The sequence below is a fragment of the Arsenophonus apicola genome (assembly GCF_020268605.1).
Classification (GTDB): Bacteria; Pseudomonadota; Gammaproteobacteria; order Enterobacterales; family Enterobacteriaceae; genus Arsenophonus; species Arsenophonus apicola.
On sequence record NZ_CP084222.1, the window covers coordinates 3,139,849 to 3,158,538 of the forward strand.

The 18,690-nt window shown below is 34.9% G+C and carries 16 protein-coding genes; 7 read left to right on the top strand and 9 right to left on the bottom strand.

Annotation, left to right across the window (positions count from 1 at the left end; translation table 11 throughout):
• Positions 1-12: 12 nt before the first annotated feature.
• A complete protein-coding gene (locus LDL57_RS14940; protein ID WP_180560370.1) occupies positions 13-1,290 on the top strand; it encodes a purine-cytosine permease family protein in 1,278 nt (425 codons plus the stop codon).
• Between the two features lie 5 nt (positions 1,291-1,295).
• On the opposite strand, the gene LDL57_RS14945 is transcribed toward LDL57_RS14940, so the two are convergent.
• Positions 1,296-2,114, bottom strand: coding sequence for a nitrilase-related carbon-nitrogen hydrolase (locus LDL57_RS14945; protein ID WP_225506517.1), 819 nt, complete (start codon positions 2,112-2,114; stop codon positions 1,296-1,298).
• A gap of 473 nt (positions 2,115-2,587) precedes the next feature.
• On the opposite strand from LDL57_RS14945, the gene LDL57_RS14950 reads away from it, so the two are divergent.
• From LDL57_RS14950 to LDL57_RS14965, 4 genes are all read left to right on the top strand, one after another.
• Complete coding sequence (locus LDL57_RS14950; RefSeq protein ID WP_180560369.1) at positions 2,588-2,797, top strand: hypothetical protein; 210 nt, start codon at positions 2,588-2,590, stop codon at positions 2,795-2,797.
• Positions 2,798-3,164: 367 nt separating this feature from the next.
• Positions 3,165-3,758, top strand: a complete 594-nt coding sequence (gene mobA, locus LDL57_RS14955) for a molybdenum cofactor guanylyltransferase MobA (RefSeq protein ID WP_180560368.1) — start codon at positions 3,165-3,167, stop codon at positions 3,756-3,758.
• Positions 3,751-4,281: a molybdopterin-guanine dinucleotide biosynthesis protein MobB gene (gene mobB, locus LDL57_RS14960; RefSeq protein ID WP_180560399.1), complete on the top strand. Its 531-nt coding sequence runs from the start codon at positions 3,751-3,753 to the stop codon at positions 4,279-4,281. The genes mobA and mobB overlap by 8 nt, the downstream gene beginning before the upstream one ends.
• A gap of 516 nt (positions 4,282-4,797) precedes the next feature.
• The gene (locus LDL57_RS14965; protein ID WP_180560367.1) at positions 4,798-5,628 is read left to right on the top strand and encodes an alpha/beta fold hydrolase; all 831 of its coding nucleotides are present in this window, start codon (positions 4,798-4,800) and stop codon (positions 5,626-5,628) included.
• A gap of 112 nt (positions 5,629-5,740) precedes the next feature.
• Here the strand turns inward: LDL57_RS14965 and gorA are convergent, their stop codons facing one another.
• Positions 5,741-7,093, bottom strand: a complete 1,353-nt coding sequence (gene gorA / locus LDL57_RS14970; protein WP_180560366.1) for a glutathione-disulfide reductase — start codon at positions 7,091-7,093, stop codon at positions 5,741-5,743.
• 116 nt (positions 7,094-7,209) lie between these two features.
• Positions 7,210-8,052 carry a 23S rRNA (adenine(2030)-N(6))-methyltransferase RlmJ gene (locus tag LDL57_RS14975; protein ID WP_180560365.1) on the bottom strand — a complete coding sequence of 281 codons (843 nt, stop codon included), beginning with the start codon at positions 8,050-8,052 and terminating at the stop codon, positions 7,210-7,212.
• 173 nt (positions 8,053-8,225) lie between these two features.
• Between LDL57_RS14975 and LDL57_RS14980 the strand changes: the two genes are divergently transcribed.
• Both LDL57_RS14980 and yhjD read left to right on the top strand, forming a co-directional pair.
• Positions 8,226-8,618: a DUF1090 domain-containing protein gene (locus tag LDL57_RS14980; protein ID WP_180560364.1), complete on the top strand. Its 393-nt coding sequence runs from the start codon at positions 8,226-8,228 to the stop codon at positions 8,616-8,618.
• A gap of 95 nt (positions 8,619-8,713) precedes the next feature.
• Entirely contained in the window at positions 8,714-9,637 is a 924-nt protein-coding gene (yhjD, locus tag LDL57_RS14985) for an inner membrane protein YhjD (protein WP_180560363.1), read from the top strand.
• 200 nt (positions 9,638-9,837) lie between these two features.
• Here yhjD and LDL57_RS14990 read toward each other — a convergent pair whose 3' ends face one another.
• The 6 genes from LDL57_RS14990 to dppC form a co-directional block, all read right to left on the bottom strand.
• On the bottom strand, positions 9,838-11,307 hold the full coding sequence (locus LDL57_RS14990; RefSeq protein ID WP_225506534.1) for an insulinase family protein: 1,470 nt from the start codon (positions 11,305-11,307) through the stop codon (positions 9,838-9,840).
• A gap of 1,247 nt (positions 11,308-12,554) precedes the next feature.
• Positions 12,555-13,364: a two-partner secretion domain-containing protein gene (locus LDL57_RS14995; RefSeq protein WP_225506537.1), complete on the bottom strand. Its 810-nt coding sequence runs from the start codon at positions 13,362-13,364 to the stop codon at positions 12,555-12,557.
• 312 nt (positions 13,365-13,676) lie between these two features.
• Positions 13,677-15,374 (bottom strand): two-partner secretion domain-containing protein, encoded by a 1,698-nt coding sequence (locus LDL57_RS15000; RefSeq protein WP_180560360.1) that lies wholly within the window; start codon positions 15,372-15,374, stop codon positions 13,677-13,679.
• A gap of 409 nt (positions 15,375-15,783) precedes the next feature.
• The gene (locus LDL57_RS15005) at positions 15,784-16,794 is read right to left on the bottom strand and encodes a peptide ABC transporter ATP-binding protein (protein ID WP_225506540.1); all 1,011 of its coding nucleotides are present in this window, start codon (positions 16,792-16,794) and stop codon (positions 15,784-15,786) included.
• Positions 16,791-17,771, bottom strand: a complete 981-nt coding sequence (gene dppD, locus LDL57_RS15010; protein WP_225506543.1) for a dipeptide ABC transporter ATP-binding protein — start codon at positions 17,769-17,771, stop codon at positions 16,791-16,793. Before dppD ends, LDL57_RS15005 begins: the two co-directional genes overlap by 4 nt.
• Before the next feature lie 12 nt (positions 17,772-17,783).
• Positions 17,784-18,686: a dipeptide ABC transporter permease DppC gene (dppC, locus tag LDL57_RS15015; protein ID WP_180560357.1), complete on the bottom strand. Its 903-nt coding sequence runs from the start codon at positions 18,684-18,686 to the stop codon at positions 17,784-17,786.
• Between the last annotated feature and the right edge of the window lie 4 nt (positions 18,687-18,690).

Here is an 18,690-nt window from a genome sequence, read left to right on the forward strand (position 1 = left end):
GGGAGTTAATATATGTCTGACCATGCTTCATATTCACTATATAGGGTGCCTCTTAATGCCAGATTAAGTTTATTTAATGTAACATTAATCAGAATAGGGCAAATGACCTCACTATCACAATTTATGCTCGGCGCAATGTTGGGTCATGCCATGACATTTGAGCAGGCAATGATAGCAACATTATGCGGTACTTTAATACTAGAATTATTAAGTTTGGGTTTGGGAATTGCCGGGGCAAAAGAGGGATTATCAATTAGTTTACTTTCTCGGTGGTGCGGATTTGGGCGTCTAGGCTCAGCGCTGGTCGGGATAATTATCGCTGTTAGTTTGCTCGGTTGGTTTGGTATACAAAATTCAATTTTAGCTAATAGCCTCAATTATTCAACTAATAATTGGTTCGGCTTCAGCTGGGCTGCTATCATCTCAGGCTTGACGCTAACAACGTTAGTTGCTTTCGGCGTTAAGGCTTTAAATTGGACAGCAAAAATCTCTGTACCCCTATTTAGTCTGGTAGTAGGCTGGATTTTCTTTTTATTAGTAAAAGATCACAATATTATTAATTTAATCACCACTACACCTACCGGAACAGCAATGGGTCTAAGTGCTGCGATCACAGCCGTTGTTGGTGGATGTATGACTGGCGCCTTCACTACACCAGATATTAGCCGTTATTGTCAAAGTAGTAAGCATGTCTTTTGGATGACATTAACCTCAATTATCATCGGTGAATTTATTGTTAATGGGATTGCAATATTAATTGCCCACGCACTAAACACTCATGATGTAGTGACAATTATGGGACAAACAGCCGGATGGATAGGTCTTCTTACGGTTATTTTATCAGCTATAAAAATTAATGACTTGAACCTTTATTCTTCATCATTAGGGGTTGCTAGTGCTGTTGAAGGGCTGACAGGCAAAAAGTTGTCTTACGTTTGGCTAACAATTACTTTGGGATGTATAGGAACTATTTTATCTGTTTTAGGTATCTTAGAGGGGTTTGTCACTTTTCTCACTTTTCTCGGTATCCTTTTCCCTCCTATTATAGGAGTAATGTTGATTGATTATTATATCATTCACACTAATCGTAAATTACTCGATTGTTCTAGACAAAAGGGTGAATTACCAAGCTTAACATCAATACCCTTAGTCGGATGGAATGCCATTATATCCTGTCTATTAGGCAGCGTTGTTGGCGCTACAACCGACTTTGGCATACCATCATTAAATTCTTTATTAAGCGCTAGTATCGCATATTGGTTACTGTGCACTTTTTTAACAAAAAAATGAATCAACTATTTTTCAGATAAATATCTAATAGAATAAATATCTGTCCGCCTATCCCGCAAATAAGGTATCTCTAATCTGCTTTTTGCTTGTAAGTTAAAATCAACCTCGCAAAAAGCAAGATCTTCATCATTGTAAGATGCTACTTTTAACGACTGTCCACGTGCTCCTATTAATTGACTACCACCAAAGAAATTGAGATCTTTTTCTTTGCCCCATCTATTCACAGCCACCAAATGAATGCCATTTTCCAAAGCTCGACTGGCACAATTTATCGACCAAATATCTTTATTTTCTTTATGCCAGGCAGCGGGAAGAAACAGAATATCTGCTCCTTTCAAGGCTAGAATTCTTGCGAGTTCAGGAAAACCAGCATCATGACAAATCATTACCCCAATACGGCACTTTGGCGTGTCAAATATAGGTATCTTATTCCCTGCAGTAAACCAAGTTCTTTCATGGTTAACCAAATGCGTTTTTTGAAACGTTCCAATCCAACTTTTATTGTTTGGCGTCCAAATACCTGCTGAATTAAAAATTTTGCCTAAAATTTCTCCCCGTTCAATAAATCCGCATATAATGGTTAAATTTAGCTGTGTTGAGAGTTTACTTAATAACTGGTCAGTTTCTCCACCATTCGATTCACTAAGCGACCATAGTTTAGTACGTAATAATTCTGGCGAATAGCCAGTTGTTGCTAATTCAGGGAAACAGATAATATCCGTATTATTCGATGCCGCTTTTTTACATAATCTTTCTATTTTTAATAAATTACTTTCCTTATCACCCAAAATTGTATCAATTTGAGCAAGCGCAATCTGTAACAAAATTTATTCCCATAAAATAATTAAATCGTCAATTATATTAATAATTTTCATCTATAACAATACCTAAAATCTAGGTATTTACCTTAATAATACACTGTTTTATAATTACAAGATATCTGAAAAATAAATATTAAATAGTTGTTCACTAAACGTTATAAATTAATTTTTAATTTAATTAAAAGATTTCGTCAACACTTGGGAAATTTATTTAAATATCTATCAATAAAAATAATTTGGAGATAAAATCGTGTAGATGTTAATTTTTTATAGTATTTAAATTTGTCCTCAAAATTTCATGCAAGCGGTTATGTATATACTTTATAAAAAACATTTAGGATGAATTTTTCAAATACATTGATACAAAAATATTTTTATTAGTTTTAATATTATTGTAGCTAATTAATAGCATAGTTAGTCTTAATCGATTTGATGCTTGTTTAGTATTCTAAGAAAATAATTTTAGGTAAGTTACTATGTTTAATATACAACCAAAACGTAAAACAACTTTTCAGAGATTAAAACCCGGCATGGCTGTTTTCTATAATGAAAAAGTGTTAAAAATAATAAAGTTACGTAACATAAAACTAACAGAAAAGGGATTGATTTACCAATTTGATGTTGATGGTAGTAGTGGAATATTGATGGGCGAAAGTGGTACAAGAATCAGTATCATTAAAGAATAATAGGTTTATAAATATGAATCAATTCTAGTGATTTTTGCTTTTTATGTTATTACCTTAAAATTAATTATTAATATATTGATATATCTTATTAAAAATAATCAAACCGCCGTGAGTAGTACTTCAATAGAAAGTGTCTGCCGGTCTAAAATAGCAATAATTTATTTTACCGCTAATGTTGAATATCAATCTCCATTTAATTGATATAAATAACAAGATATTAAACATACTCTTAATAAACCACCAATTCTTTAACTAATAATTCGTTATAATATTAGAATATTTAATTCTTTTTCCCCATAATATAAAATGTTCTTTATAACAAATTAAATAAATAATTAAAGACTTCAGCATGATAGGTAAATTGAGTATGGTTAAAATTGGCATTACTGGCGTAATATTAGCAGGTGGACAAGCCCGTCGAATGAATGGGTGCGATAAAGGGCAAATCCAGATTGTAGGCAAACCCCTTTACCAATATGCAATTTCAAAACTGTTGCCACAAGTTGATTATCTACTCATTAATGCCAATCGAAATATTACCGAATATCAACAAGCAGGATACCCTGTCATTGTTGATACCATAGTCGATTTTGCTGGCCCTCTAGCTGGCATGTTAGCATCTCTTTATGCCGCTCAAACATCTTGGGTCGTTTTTGTACCTTGTGATGTTCCTGATTTTCCCGATAACCTAGTGATAAAACTTTGGCAAGGCCGCAAAGAAAATGTGGGCAGTTATGTCACTAGTGCCGGTTCAAACCATCCAACTTTTGCATTACTCCATCGTTCTGTTATTCCGGCACTAGAAGAAAATTTATTCAAGCATCAGCATAAGGTAATGTCTTTTATGGAAAAAATTTGCGCTTCCGCAGTAAATTTTGTTCAGGATGGCAAAAATTTTGTTAATCTCAATACATTGGCAGAATGCTATCAATGGGAGCAACAGCAAACAAATGATAAATAAAAATGTAATCCCACTACTGGGAATAACGGCTTATAGTGGCACAGGTAAGACAACGCTATTAAAGAAAGTTATTCCTTTACTTGGTAAAAAGAATATTCAAGTTGGGATCATCAAACATACCCATCACGACATGGACATTGATAAACCTAATAAAGATAGTTACCAATTACGCCAGGCCGGCGCCAAGCAAACATTAATTGCCTGTCAGCAACGTTGGGCATTAATGACAGAAACACCAGAAAACGCTACCCTTGATTTAACTTATTTAGCCAATCAATTTGATCCACAACAGACCGATTTAATTTTAGTTGAAGGATTTAAAGAAGAAAGTATTCCTAAAATTGCGCTATACCGAACGACAACTAACCGTCCCTTTGTGGATATTTTGGATCAACACGTAATAGCAGTTGCAAGTGATAACAAACAGACTACCCAACTTCTACAATTGGATATTAACTCTCCTGAACAGATCGCCGATTATGTAGCCAATTGGTTAGAATCAAATAAAAGCAATGACAAGTAACAAAATAGATTATATTTATTAACATAAATTTTATTATAAGCGCTAGATAAAAAATATAATCAACAATAATATTGGGTTATTCTGGACTAATCTAAGATAGCTTATAAAAATAAGACTAAAAAATAATTTGCTATTGATGATCAAGATATTAAGTAATTAATGCGACATCGTTTACACCGATTAAAATAAAAAATTTTATTTATTTATATTTGTAAGCAATTAAATAGCCACATAACATATATAATTAGATGATCAATCTTTTAATAAAGATAAACCCTTTCTATATTAGAAACTTATCTTAAGTAAGCTATTATTAAAATTATTTAAGTACGGTTTTAGCCAACCAGGAACGCGCTTAAACTACGCTGAAATTAAATCTTGCCATACTTAGCTAGTATCTTTTCAAAAGCCAAACTTTTATTAGGCTACTATCCAAGACACCTGAAACTACATAAAAATTAGCCAAATAATCAAGCTATTTTTGATTAAAACCACAAACAAGTATAAGGATTAGGCATGGGATATATAACAACAAAAGATAAAGTTGAAATTTTCTATAAAGACTGGGGGCCACACGATGCTCCAGTGATCTTCTTCCATCATGGCTGGCCATTAAGTTCTGACGATTGGGATAACCAAATGTTATTTTTCTTAGCACAAGGTTTCCGTGTGGTTGCGCATGATCGTCGCGGCCATGGGCGTTCCAGCCAAGTCTGGGATGGACATGATATGGATCATTACGTTGATGATGTTGCCGCTGTAGTGAACCATCTTGGCATACAGAAAGCTATTCATGTAGGCCATTCCACTGGAGGTGGTGAAGTTATTCACTACATCGCTCGACATGGTGAAGATCATGTTTCTAAAGCAGTGCTTATTAGCGCGGTTACTCCAATCATGATACAGAGCAACAATAACCCGAAAGGATTAGCTAAATCTGTTTTCGATGATATGCAGGCTAAGTTAGCCGCTAATCGTGCACAATTCTATTATGACCTCCCGGCTGGACCATTCTATGGTTACAATCGACCAAATGCCAAACCGTCGCAAGGCATTATTTTGAATTGGTGGCGTCAGGGCATGATGGGCAGTGCCAAAGCTCATTATGATTGTATTGTCGCTCTTTCACAGACAGATTTTACCGAAGATTTGAAACTTACTACTATCCCAACTTTAGTAATGCATAGTGTTGATGACCAGATTGTTCCTTATGAATCCTCCGCTCCGTTAGCGGCGAAATTATTACAAAACGGCACGTTGAAAACCTATACAGGTTTTCCACATGGTATGCCTACTACAGATGCGGATACTATTAATACTGAATTATTGGCCTTTGTACGGAGTTAACGGTTAGCCTTCAGAAGTTGGTGAAAAATGCCAACTTCTGATTTATAGGATATTGCATTCACACATCATTTAGAAAATTTATCAATGAAAATAACCACTAACAAGACAGGGATTATTTCATAGTAACAAACTCTTCTGCTGCCGTTGGATGAATTGCCACGGTATTATCAAAATCTTGTTTAGTGGCGCCCATTTTCAAAGCAACGGCAAAACCTTGTAAGATTTCATCCATGCCAAAACCGATACCATGAATACCGACAATTTTCTCTTCCTCACCAACACAAACTAACTTCATACGGCAAGGTTGACGATGAGCCGTTACCGCTGTGTACATTGAAACAAAAGAAGATTGATATACTTTAATTTTATCGCTACCAAATTTTTCTTTTGCTTGTGGTTCGGTAAAACCCACTGTACCTATTGGTGGATGACTAAATACCACTGTAGGTATATTGGTATAATCCAGAAACGCATCAGGTTTATTATTAAATAGACGTTCGGATAATCGACGGCCAGCCGCTACTGCAACTGGGGTTAATTCGACCGCCCCGGTATTATCACCGACTGCATACACTCTTTCTACATTTGTGTTTTGGAATTTATCAACTTTAATATAACCTTTACTATCCCGTTCTATACCAGCCAAATCAAGATCCAAATTGTCTGTCATTGGTTTACGGCCAATTGCCCAGATTAAGGTATCAACAGTTTGGGCTTTGCCATTTTCTAACTGTAAAGTTAAACTACCGTCAGAATTTTTAATGACGGCTTTAGGAATAGATTCAGTATGCAATGTTAGCCCTTCATTTTTCATGATCCCCACTAGTGATTTAACCACCATAGGATCAAAATGACGCAAAGGCGCATGCTGACGAACAAACAAATGGGTCTCACTACCCAAAGCATTTAACACGCCAGCTAATTCGACAGCAATATAACCTGCACCAACAACTGCAACTCGCTGAGGTAATGATGTTAATTGGAAAAAACCATCTGAATCTATCCCAAATTCCGCTCCAGGAATATCAGGCCAAGCAGGTCTTCCGCCAGTAGCAATTAGAATATGATCTGCAGTTAACTTGCTGCCATTAACTTCGATGGTATGAGCATCAATAAAACGTGCAAATCCATTAATTACCTTAACGTTATTAGTGCTCAAACCCAGTTCATAAGACTGGTGAATACGACTAATATAACTTTGCCGGTTAGTAATCAATTTCTGCCAATCAAATTGATTAATACTGGTATTAAAACCATAAGCAGGACCATAAGCTTGAATCGCTTCTGCAACTTGTGCGGCATACCACATGATTTTTTTGGGTACACAACCAACATTAACACAAGTCCCGCCTAAAGCTTTTGCTTCAATAAGAGCACATTTTTGGCCATATATAGCCGCACGATTTATTGAAGCAATTCCACCGCTACCACCACCAATAGCAATATAATTATAATGTTCACTCATCGTTAATTTATTTCCATTTTATTAATTAAATTACAGTTTAACGAACATTCTTATACAGGCTATTTATTAAGAACCCGTTAAAAACTACCAACCTACTCTATACGGAATAAAAAAATTTATTCCGGTACAATCCACTCTACGCAGGTATGGCCTATTCCTTCTGGTACTAAAATTTTATGTAACCATGGTAATAATGTACGGATTTGCTGTTCCAGTTTCCAAGGTGGATTAATGATGATCATACCCGAAGCCGTCATGCCTCGTTGATCGCTATCTGGACGCACGGCTAACTCAATCTTTAGTATTTTACGCATCCCACTATTTTGCAGTCCTTGGATCATTCGCTTAACTTGCTGGCGCAAAACTACTGGATACCAAATAGCGTAAATTCCTGTAGCAAACCGTTTATAACCTTCTAAAACCGCGTTAACGACGGACTGATAATCTGATTTTAATTCGTAAGATGGATCAATCAAAATAATGCCTCGACGACTTGATGGCGGTAACTTAGATTTTAACTGTTGAAAGCCATCTTGGCGTAAAACTTGTGCTCGCTTATCTTTTGCAAATTCTGATCGCAGTAAGGGATAATCACTAGGATGTAATTCAGTCAATACCAATTTATCCTGTTCGCGTAACAAAAACTTAGCCAATAATGGCGATCCTGGATAATAATGAAGCTCACCTTTAGCATTAAGTTTAGTCATTACTGCTAGGTAAGGAGCTAATACTGTCGGCAAATCATCTCTTTGCCATAAACGCGCAATTCCCTCACGATATTCTTCCGTCTTACCAGCATGCTTAGTTGTTAATTGATAACGACCAGCTCCAGCGTGGGTATCAAGATAAAGAACAGGCGTTTCTTTTTCCTTAAGGGACTCAATAATCAAACTTTGTACAATATGCTTTAACACATCAGCGTGATTACCTGCATGGAAACTGTGACGATAACTTAACATAAATTTATTACCATTTAATGTAGAAAACTATTTTATGAGAGCTAAAAATATAGCCATTATGCGGCTTATATTACCGCACATTTTATCATAGTAATATTAATCACTAATAATGACATAATGCCTTTATAGCATTATGCTAAATAGACTATTAACAATAAAAAGGTGAATGTAAGATGAGAAAAATACCATTATCAATATGTTGTATTGGGGTTATGCTTGCTAGTTACTCAGTATATGCTAGCCAACAAATAAATCTCTGTGAAATAAAAAAACAAAAATTACAGACCGAAATCGAATATGCTAAAAAACATGGTAATAAACATCGCCTTGATGGATTAGAAAAAGCGTTAAAAAATTTACAACATAATTGTACATCTGAATCTGTGTATCAAAAAAATAAAAATGAAGTTGAGAAAAAACGCTTAAAAGTCAAAGAACGTGAAGTTGACTTAAAAGCCGCGCAAACAAAAGGCGATAAGAATAAAATTAGTAAGCAGCAACAAAAACTACAACAAGCCAAAACTGAACTTCGTCAGGCAGAGGAAACATTGAAAGCAAGCAAATAAATCATCGGCAAATTAAACGGATTTAGATAAAAATAGGCCATGCTTAAAAATAACTTTGAGCAAATAATAGCCGTGCAGCATAAGGAGAGCAAAAGGTGAAAAACACGTTGAGTAAAAGTGTTGTTAGTGGTAAGAAAGCATTAACCTATTCAAAGAAGTGGGTTAATGTTATCTGTAATATTCCATTTATTGCCCATTTGATCCGTGCAGCAGAACGTTTTAATGACCGTATGGGCAATCAATTTGGCGCCGCTATTACCTATTTTTCTTTTCTCTCTTTGATCCCTGTCCTTATGTTTTCCTTTGCTGCAACTGGCTTTATACTAGCCTCTAACCCCGATTTATTGGAAAAATTGATCCGTGGTATTTCAAAAAGCATTAGTGATCCAACATTAGCCCAAACGCTGGAAAGAAGCATCGATACAGCTATTCGTCAACGTACTGCCGTCGGTTTGACTGGTTTAGCCATTGCACTTTATTCTGGTGTTAATTGGGTTAATAACCTTCGTCAAGCAATTTTAGCGCAATCTGGTGATATTTGGAAAAGAAACGAAGATGAGAATGAATCCATTTTTTTCCGTTATTTGCGTGATTTTCTTTTTCTCATTGGCTTATTAATCGCCTTAGTCATCACCATAACATTAACTTCTATTGCTGGTTCGGCACAAGCAACACTGGTTAGTCTATTGCATCTTGATGGTATTGAATGGCTACGTCCAATTTGGACAATAGTTGGTTTAACTATCTCAATTATGGCAAATTATCTACTCTTTCTATGGATTTTTTGGATCTTACCTCATCAACAATTTCGTCGCATTTCGCTACTAAAAGGAACACTAATCGCCGCTATTGGCTTTGAAATACTCAAATCTATTATGACTTGGGTATTGCCTAATCTGGCAAGCTCACCATCAGGTGCAGCATTTGGTTCAGTTATTGGGCTTATGGCTTTTTTCTACTTTTTTGCCCGTTTGACTCTTTTTTGTGCTGCCTGGATAGCCACAGATAAACCTGCATAACAATGCAAGCATAAAACTGACGCTCAATAATTTATTAGTGAAAAAATATTAGTAAATAAAATCCAAAAATTATGTTACATAAATACCGCTGAAAAAATTAATCACCAGTAACTATTTGCCGCATAACTGTATTTATTTTTAATGATAAGCTGCCTATTCATGATACCCATATAGTATTAAACTATAATTCTTTGCCATTCTTAATTAGCGCGGGTAACAGGTGAGCCTTCATTTACTTCCTGTTCCGTTGCGGATGTTGTCACTGCCGACCACAGAACTTGTTTAAACTTGTTCCTGATCTGCGCAATATCTAATCGTTTTTTATCCACTGGTTGAGATAAAATAAAGGTAGGTTCTTGCGCAACCAACCGTTTAGCATCCTCTGTTATTACAGCTAATGTTAATTCTGCTAAAAAAGCTTGCCGTAAGCGCTGGAACTGTTCCGGCGCAATATCTATGACACCATTCTGTTGTGAAATCAGACGCTGATTAATTAATATGTCAGTACTTACTCTGGCATAAGCCGCAAACAGTTGATCTAATTGCTGCTGTTTTTCTTGTACTATTTGTTCAAATATGGCCCGAGACACACCTTTATTATTAATGGCAGATAATTCTGCTAATAAGCCCTCGGTTACACTCTTCATTTTTTCAGGCGCTGCTGATACTAATAATGCACAGCTCGCTCTCTGATATTGAATACGGCAATCCATATTCAATCCAACAGCTTTGCCATATTTTTTGTCAAAAGTCTGTTTTATTGAGCGAAAAATAGTCTCTCTGGCTAAATCATCACGCCAATATCGCTTTAACATTTCAGAATCGTTAATGGTTCGCCAACCAAAATCCCAAGTCAGCGATAAAATATCTTTTGCTGGATCTAAGCTGGTTAAATTAATTATTTGTGGTGTAAGAACAGGCAGAGTGGCCATAGTAACCGGCATAGAGCGCTTTCCATTAAGTGTTGAAAAAACCTGATTAATATTTTCCGTCAATGTACGGCTATCTACATGGCCAGCGACATAAAGCGTCATTATATCAGGCGTATACCATTGTTGAACAAATTTGTTGATTTCTTCCAATTTAACCGGCGTAACTGGCATCGCACCCGGCTCATGGCCAATTAACGTTGATCCTCTTATTCTCGCCCGCCATAAAGGATCTTTTACATTAGCTGGGTGTGTTACTACCAAATTCTTTGGCAACTGCGTTATCATCATTAAGGATTTTTTATCAAATTGACCACCCGCTGCCGAGCCAGCCAACCATTGTAGTGCTTCTTTAAGTAATTCAGGTCGATTATTAGGTAAGCTTAGGTTATATAGGGTGACATCATAAGAGACAATCGCCGGCGGGATCGGTGCTGCTGGATCAATCGCATTGTGCCATAACTGCTGTAATTGCGAACTGCTTAAGGTTTTACTATGAAATAGTGCCATTTTGGGGATCAAATAGGTAAAGCCTCTTTGACTTGCTGTTTCTACCATTGAACCCGCTTTAATAACTAATCGCAATTGGATCCTATCATTCGGCCGCTGCGGTGTTTGTAATAGTTGCCAGGAAAAGCCATTATCTAATTTACCCTGCTGCCAGGCAGGATCAGGTTGCAAAGTTTCTGCCGGCAGTTGGCTGGACAAAGCCATTAGTACGCCACCAATAAAATACCGCATTTTAATGCCCTGCATGCAAACCTCTTGTTGTTAATTGTTGGATTTAACCATCAAATGCCACATTTATTTTTTATGGAAAGTACCACCTCAGGGCTTAGACAGTCGATCTCTGGTTAATTCTCATAATATTTGTGATGTTTTTAGATCCATAAGACTATCATGTTAGCCTTTAGGTTCACCACTAAGTTTTTTAACAGAGTATTGATGTAAATCGAATTTTATTAATCACATTATGGTTAAAAATAGTCGTTTAATACAGGCCTCTAATATTATCAGCTTAAACAATATAAAACATATTAATAATTGACTGTAGTACAATCAATAAAATCGTTAATTTATAAACAAAATTACTTAAATATAACGAATAACAACATCTATCACTAATGATCAAGTTTAATTAATGGGCTAATACAATTTTGACCTCTATATTTGTGTTAGAATTCTCATTCTAATAATTTTGTGAAATATTATTCTTATAGAAATTGATTAGTTTATTGAGTAGAAAAAACAATAGCGACTATCTAAGCCCTAGCCGCTATGATGAGAGGTTAACTATTTAAACATACCCGCTAATACTTTATTACTTTGACTAAATTCAGCATTTTTTATTCCAGCTAATGATATTTCATCAACTGGTATAATATTAGCCTTTTTTCTCCTCATCGATAGTTGAAATAATCTCATTTATAGCAGACAAACTAACTTTATCAATCGTTAAATCGTCAGCTAACTTATTTTACCGTTATCATTATTAACATTAATAGCATCTATATTTATTGTATTTCTACTGATATTGATACTAGACCGGTTTCTATAATCTCTATAGTTCCACTATTTTCCATATCACAAATAATTTTATTTTTAGATGCTCAGTAGCTGAAATTAAGTTTCTGTTAATTAAAGAGAACCTTATTTTTTTGTTTATTATTGATTTATTAAAATCTAATTTACACTATTTATTTTATCATTACCTGCAATATAATCTGAATTAATTATATCGGAAAATAGTTTAGTTGTTAAAATTTATAATGCTATCATAATTAACAAATAATAACTTAAGAGAAAATGTTACTTTTCCTTTATTAATATAAAAATATGCACAGTCCAACTTAATACTTTTAGTTTTTATTGTAGAGTTCAAAAATTCTTCTTGTGTATAATTACCATTATGACCAATAGCTAACTGCGCATTTTTTATTAATAAAATTACCTATTATATTGACACCCAGCTTATTCCTCAATAAATACTATTTATTATTTATTGGATTATTATCTGTTAAAATAATATTTGTATATTTAGCTTGAATTGTTGCGTCTTTTCCAATAGTTAAACCGGAAACAGGTATTGGATTTGATAACCTACTCTTTCCAATAATGGATAATTTATTCTGATTAGAAACTCTTACAATATTATCACCGATAATGGCATAAATCGTATTTGCTGATAGAGAACTATGATCCATTATCTTAACATGACGGGAGATAAGATCTAAACGTCCTTCTTCGCTACGATGAACATGATTAATACCTTTAAATACAATATCGCCATTTTCAGTCGGTAAAAGTAATTCTCCTGTCTGCACTTTATCAAAACCCACGTCTCTAAATCTGGCTAGAGAATGTTCATCTATATAAAAAACTTTTCCTACTAATAACCGCTGAATTGTTGAACCTGAAAACCAACAACCCTTACATTTAATACCATTAGGATTAGCAATAATTAGCTCTGCTGGTTGACCATTAACGGCTAACACACCTCTGAGGAAACTTTTTTTATCTGAAGTCACTTCATTAACAATAATTTTTGCTGCTACATCATTTGTATTCTCAATAATAACACCTTCTTGACTAATATTAAACTTTTGATAATAATTATGAGAAATACCATTTTCATCCGTTTTTTCAATATTAATATGTTCAATACCATTTTTAATTTCAACGCTAAGATCTTTTTTCTTAATATTATCGATAACTATATTTTGACTAGCAGTGACATGGAAAGAATAAAAGATACTGGCAATACTTAAAACGATAAAACTTAATTTATTTTTTCTCATATAACAACTCCCTTTAATTAACATAATAACACTTAGACTAAAGCGTTTTTATCTTAAATAGGTATTATATTTTTCGTCAAGAAAAATAAAAAAGAAAATATAATTATTTGTAACAATATTATTATTTTTTTACAGAAATAAACTTCAATAATAAAAACTGCTAATCCATTTTGCATTTTAAATATTGATCAGATTTTAATTTGATTAATAATAAAATTTATCATTCATATAACTAATTGCTGAATAAAACAATAGCACCTATATTGGAGTAGGCGCTATGACTAATAACTTATTTATATAGAAATAAATACTTTATTTTTCTGTTGACATTTTCCAACGCAGATCGATTTTTTTACTATTAGCAAGTTTCCAACTTTCATTAGTATTAATATTAGCTAATCCCGCGACATGAACAATAGGCTTAATTTTGTTATTAAGAATTTTAATATTACCATCTTTAGCTTTTAATTGCTGGGTATCAACCATTAAACCATTACTAGCTGCGATATTACTTCCCGATGTATCAAGCAATTCTTTAGCTTTTATGTTTACTACCCCACTTTTAATAGTATATTGCCCAATATTTGTTGTTTTTTTACCCTCGACCTTAATAATCCCTTTATTTTTTACATAATCAGCATTAATTTCCAAACGGCCATTACCCATTAAACCAGCATTATTGATAAACTCTTTACTTTTAAATACTAACTTAGAATTGTTGAATAAGAATTGGCCATATGATGATGGTTTATCACCTGTAAAATGATAATACTGATAATAATCTTCTTTATTATTAAACATGTTGCTTTTTACCACAACAATTGCATCATTAATACTTAAATAACTATTGATATTTTCAAATAAATCAACATTAATATTCATATCAGAGTTATTCATTTCAAAAGATGCATGATCAAATTTTAATAGCTTTGATTTGATGAACGATTTGTTTAAATGCTTATTTTCATATCTATCATTTCGTTTTTCACCAATAATCAATTTAGCATCTTGCTCATTAATAATGTCATTATCAACATTAGCATAAAGCCTTTTAACGCGTAGCTGCCCTTTATTAATAATACGACTATCACCCGTTTGTGTAATGCTCAATTCATCAAATTTTACACTTGCTTTTTCGTTAATCAACAAACCTGCATAAGGGCTATTTTCAAGCTGACCAAAGTGACCCGTAACCGAGTGAACATAGTCAGGATAAGCAGCTACACGATATAAATCCATTTTACCGTTTTCACCTTTACGAATAAGGGAATAATTAGCTGGAACCTCTTGCTTGGTAGAAAAATTATTTTTTACAAAATATTGATAAGGATTATCTTTAGGAGAAAATTTAATTTCATTATTGCCAATAATGGTTTTAAGTAAGTTACCTTTTAGATAACCATCAGACATCGCTGTTTCATTAGTGATAAGTGTTAATACTCCTCTATCATGAACTGACTTAATATTATTTTTAAATATAATCTTGCCTCCAGCTGAGGGATTAATTTTCAAATCTCCATTTTTATAGTGAATAGTACCTCCCTCTGAAAATAATGTTGATTCCTCATCGTTGATTAATTTAATTTTACCGGTTACTAGTAACTGTTGATCAGTACCGGAAAACGAACAACCATTACATTCAATACCATTTGGATTAGCCACCATCAAATATGCATTATCGCCTTGAACCCGTAATTCACCATTGAGTAAGCTTTTTTCATTAGATGTGACTTCGTTAATAATAAATTTTGCTGCTGAGTTCGTTAAAGAGGTTGGATTCTTAATAACCACACCTTTTTCACTGACATTAAACTTTTGATAATAATTATAGGAAATGCCATTTTCATTCGCTTTTTCAATATTAATATGTTCAATACCATTTTTAATTTCTACTGCCAGATCTCTTTTTTTATTATTATCAATAATAATATTTTCACTAGCATTAATATGAAAAGAAGAAAGAATGCTAGCAATACTTAAGGCGATAAAACTTATTTTATTTTTTCCCATATAAAAATTCCCTGTAATTAATAAATTAACGCTTAGACTAAAGCGTTTACATCTTAAATAAATATTAGGTAATGTGTCAAATTAAATAAAAAACATAAATATAATTATTAATAAAATTATTATAATAAAAATATTAATTATAATTAATATAAAATTTAATGATAAAAGTATTTTTAAATATTCTTATTATTTAAGATAATTTTCAAACTAGTATTATATTATTCATTTTATAAATAATTCCTTCTTGATTTATTTTTTTCTGTAGGGATTTAGTGGGTTATTTAATTTATTTAAGCTAAATATTACCCTACATCTGATAATATTAATATACAAGCTTGTTAGCTTAATAATAAAAAAGTGACAATAATACTAAAAATATTATTATCACTTCAGTTAATAAAGATATCAATTAGTCGCGAGTGACCACTAATTTATTAGTTAAATCGGCAGCAAAACAAGCAACCTGTTGACCATAATAACTATTTAACTCTGGCCGTGAGTGGCTACAGTGGGCAACAGCATGTAGACACCTGGCTGCAAATGCACAGCCTGGTGGTGGATCAATTGGACTTGGTAATTCACCGGTTAATTTAATCCGTTCACGATGTAAATCAGGGTTGAGCCGAGGGGTGGCCGATAATAACGCTTGAGTATAAGGATGGCGTGGACAGTTAAAAATTTGTTCTTTAGTGCCTTTTTCAACACAGCGACCTAAATACATCACCATCACCTCATCAGCGATATGCTCAACCACCGATAAATCATGAGAAATAAAAACATACGACAAACCAAAATCCTGTTGTAGATCCATCATTAAATTCAATACCTGTGCCCGCACAGAGACATCTAGTGCTGATACAGGTTCATCCGCAATCACAATATCCGGCTCAAGCATCAATCCACGCGCAATAGCAATTCGCTGTCTTTGCCCGCCAGAAAACATATGGGGATAACGCTGTAAATGTTCTGCCTTCAACCCTACTTTTGCCATCATATGCAATATCTTTTCTTTACGCTCCATCGCAGAGAGTGGGGTATTAATTAATAAAGGTTCTTCCAGGATTTGAGCAATTTTTTTACGTGGATTCAACGAGGCATAAGGGTTTTGAAAAACCATTTGGATTTTTTGCCGCCGCAATTTATGTGCCGTTTTATCTTTAACAAATAAATCCTGTCCTTGATAGTAAAGTTCACCTGCAGTCGGCGTCTCTATCATCGTTAATAGCCGCCCTAGCGTCGATTTACCACATCCCGATTCGCCAACTATCGCTAATGTTTTACCTTTTTGCAGCTCAAATGAAATGCCATCCAAGGCTTTTACCGTTCTATCCGCTGAAAATAGGCCACCTTTGACTGGATAATATTTTTTCAGCTCCGTTGCCTTTAGTAAGGGAGTTATTAATGGCTTACGTTTATTCATATTGTTGGCCTCCCATTATCATCCAGTGGAGCATGACATTTTACTTGCCTATCAGCGATAACATTCAATTGTGGCTCCTCAGTTCGACATTTTTCACCGACAAAAGGACAACGAGGATGAAGTAAACAGCCAATGGGGCGATCATATTTCCCCGGAACCACACCCGGTAGTGAAGCTAAGCGCTGTTTATTCACCGCAAATTCAGGCAATGCTCTCAATAGTGATTGAGTGTAGGGGTGACGAGGGGCAGTAAAAATATCACTGGCTTTACCCGATTCCACCACCTGCCCAGCATACATGACAATAATGTGATCAGCCGCTTGCGCTACTAAGGCTAAATCATGGCTAATTAGTACTAAAGCCATATTTTCTTGTTGTTGCAAACTTAACAACAGTTCCATAATTTGTGCCTGAATAGTTACATCAAGCGCCGTTGTTGGCTCATCCGCAATCAATAATTTAGGACGACAAGCCAGTGCCATTGCAATCATGACACGCTGGCTCATTCCCCCCGATAACTGATGCGGGTAAATGTTAAAGCGTGATTTTGGCTCAGGAATGCCTACCATGGTTAATAAATCTATCGCTCGCTGATAACAGCGACGATGATTACCGCCCTGATGAATTTTTAGCGTTTCCATAATCTGATAGCCAACCGTAAAACAAGGATTAAGGCTGGTCATCGGATCCTGAAAAATCATCGCCACTTCTGCACCAATTAATTGACAGCGCTCTTTTTCTGTCATGTTTAATAGATCACGGCCAGCAAAAGCTAATCTATCGGCGATCACATGGCCTGGCTTATCAATCAGCCCCATAATAGCCAATGAACTGACTGACTTACCTGAACCTGATTCACCGACGATACCTACCACCTCACCGGCTTTTACTTGATAGCTAATCTGATCAACTGCACGAAAAGGAGTACTTTGCTCACCAAAATGCACCGAAAGGTTTTTTATCTCTAATAATGCCATTAGATCACCTCATTATTGCTTGAGTTTAGGATCGAAGGCATCGCGCAAACCGTCGCCCATCAAATTAAATGCCAATACCGTTAGCAAAATGGCTAAACCAGGAAATGTTACGACCCACCATGCACTTTGCGTGAACTGCAAAACATCCGATAACATCGTACCCCATTCCGGAGTTGGTGGCTGAGCGCCCATACCAAGAAACCCTAATGCCGCCATATCCAAAATAGCATTGGAAAAACCCAAAGACGCCTGCACAATTAAAGGAGCAAAACAATTTGGTAAAATATTAATAAACATTTGGCGTAATGCACTCGCACCAACCACATGCGATGCCGTTACATATTCACGATTGATTTCCAATAATACAGCCGCTCGGGTCAGTCGCACATAGTGTGGTAAAGCAACAAAAGCCAATGCCAATGAAGCATTGACAATGGAGGGACCAAAAACCGCTACTAACACTAATGCCAGTAATAAACTGGGTAAAGCCAGCATAATATCGACAACGCGCATGATGGCAATATCAACCAAGCCACCAATATAACCGGCAAATAAGCCAAGTGAGACGCCCATAATCAGGGAAAGAATAACGACTAAACTACCAACCAATAACGATAAGCGTGCACCATGCATCAACCTAGATAATAGATCTCTCCCTACGTCATCAGTCCCTAAAATAAATTGCCAATTGCCACCTTCTTGCCAAACCGGTGGCGTCAATAAAAATTGTCGAAATTGTTCATTAGGTGAATGAGGAGCAAGTAAGTCAGCTAATAAAGCCATAACGACCATGAGGACAATATACCCCATGCCAATAACCGCTCCTTTATTGCGGCTAAAGTAATGCCAAAACTCTTGTAACGGTGCCAATGGCTCTGGCATCTTATCTATTTGTTGTTCAATTGCTTGAGACATAGTT

Excerpts from the sequence above, each read along its gene's own strand:
- LDL57_RS14990 (WP_225506534.1), bottom strand. The coding sequence starts at position 11,307 with ATGCGGTATTTTATTGGTGGCGTACTAATGGCTTTGTCCAGCCAACTG.
- dppD (WP_225506543.1), bottom strand. The coding sequence starts at position 17,771 with ATGGCATTATTAGAGATAAAAAACCTTTCGGTGCATTTTGGTGAGCAA.
- LDL57_RS14995 (WP_225506537.1), bottom strand. The coding sequence starts at position 13,364 with ATGAGAAAAAATAAATTAAGTTTTATCGTTTTAAGTATTGCCAGTATC.
- LDL57_RS14940 (WP_180560370.1), top strand. The coding sequence starts at position 13 with ATGTCTGACCATGCTTCATATTCACTATATAGGGTGCCTCTTAATGCC.
- dppC (WP_180560357.1), bottom strand. The coding sequence starts at position 18,686 with ATGTCTCAAGCAATTGAACAACAAATAGATAAGATGCCAGAGCCATTG.
- mobA (WP_180560368.1), top strand. The coding sequence starts at position 3,165 with ATGGTTAAAATTGGCATTACTGGCGTAATATTAGCAGGTGGACAAGCC.
- gorA (WP_180560366.1), bottom strand. The coding sequence starts at position 7,093 with ATGAGTGAACATTATAATTATATTGCTATTGGTGGTGGTAGCGGTGGA.
- LDL57_RS14965 (WP_180560367.1), top strand. The coding sequence starts at position 4,798 with ATGGGATATATAACAACAAAAGATAAAGTTGAAATTTTCTATAAAGAC.
- LDL57_RS14975 (WP_180560365.1), bottom strand. The coding sequence starts at position 8,052 with ATGTTAAGTTATCGTCACAGTTTCCATGCAGGTAATCACGCTGATGTG.
- LDL57_RS15005 (WP_225506540.1), bottom strand. The coding sequence starts at position 16,794 with ATGAATAAACGTAAGCCATTAATAACTCCCTTACTAAAGGCAACGGAG.
- LDL57_RS15000 (WP_180560360.1), bottom strand. The coding sequence starts at position 15,374 with ATGGGAAAAAATAAAATAAGTTTTATCGCCTTAAGTATTGCTAGCATT.
- LDL57_RS14950 (WP_180560369.1), top strand. The coding sequence starts at position 2,588 with ATGTTTAATATACAACCAAAACGTAAAACAACTTTTCAGAGATTAAAA.
- LDL57_RS14980 (WP_180560364.1), top strand. The coding sequence starts at position 8,226 with ATGAGAAAAATACCATTATCAATATGTTGTATTGGGGTTATGCTTGCT.